The sequence below is a fragment of the Brevundimonas sp. P7753 genome (genome assembly GCF_013386595.1).
In the GTDB taxonomy this organism is placed as follows: Bacteria; Pseudomonadota; Alphaproteobacteria; order Caulobacterales; family Caulobacteraceae; genus Brevundimonas; species Brevundimonas bullata.
This window is the reverse complement of record NZ_JACARP010000137.1, coordinates 1-839: the sequence shown is the minus strand read 5'-3', so window position 1 is coordinate 839 and position 839 is coordinate 1. Positions and strand designations below refer to the sequence as shown.

1 protein-coding gene and 1 pseudogene are annotated in these 839 nt (G+C 68.6%); both read left to right on the top strand.

The window, feature by feature from the left end:
• Positions 1-20 precede the first annotated feature (20 nt).
• Positions 21-473: pseudogene (locus tag HX774_RS20215) on the top strand (endo-1,4-beta-xylanase); the annotation flags it as partial.
• 109 nt (positions 474-582) lie between these two features.
• Positions 583-711, top strand: a complete 129-nt coding sequence (locus HX774_RS20210) for a hypothetical protein (RefSeq protein WP_370523748.1) — start codon at positions 583-585, stop codon at positions 709-711.
• Positions 712-839 lie beyond the last annotated feature (128 nt).

Below are 839 nucleotides of genomic sequence, written 5' to 3'. Positions count from 1 at the left end.
CCTTCGCCCGCGACCAGAATCTGCGCCTGTTTGGCCATACCCTGATCTGGTACGCGCAGAGCCACCCCTGGTTCGAGGCCCTGACCGGCGACCGCGCCCGTTTCGCCGCCGAGTATGACCGCTATATCGCCACGGTCGCGGGCCGCTGGCGCGGTCAGGTGGTCGGCTGGGACGTGGTCAACGAGGCGGTGTCCGAGGACGGCCGGGGTCTGCGCGACTGCGTCTGGAGCCAGGGCCTCGGCGGGATCGACGCCTATATCCTGCGCGCCTTCGAACAGGCGAAGCTGGCCGCGCCCGAGGCCGTGCTCTTCCTCAACGACTACAATCTCGAGAACAATCCGGTGAAGGGCGCCACCTATCTGCGTCTGGTCGAACGACTGCTGAAGGCCGGGGCGCCGATCACCGGCCTGGGCACCCAGAGCCACCTCGACATCGACATTCCCGCCGGTCAGATCACCGTCTTCATGCGCGAACTGGCCCAGTTCGGTCTGCCCATCCACGTCTCCGAACTGGACGCCTCGCTGCGCGACGACGGCCGCCTGCCCGACCTGCGNNNNGCAGTTCGCCTTCACCACTTGGGGCGTGCGCGATATCGACAGCTGGCTGCGTCGCGGCGACAAGGACGACGGTCAGGACAGTCCTCTGCTGTTCGACGCAGAGGGTCGGGCCAATCCGATGTTCCATGCGGCGGCGGGAGCGTTCGGCGGCTAGAACCTGCGCCTTCCTCCCCATTCCATGGGGAGGTGGATCGGACGCGCAGCGGACGAGACGGAGGGGGCGGAGCCACCCTGTCCGAGGTCGCGCATCAAGCCGCCGACGGCGGCGTCGCCCCCCCCCCC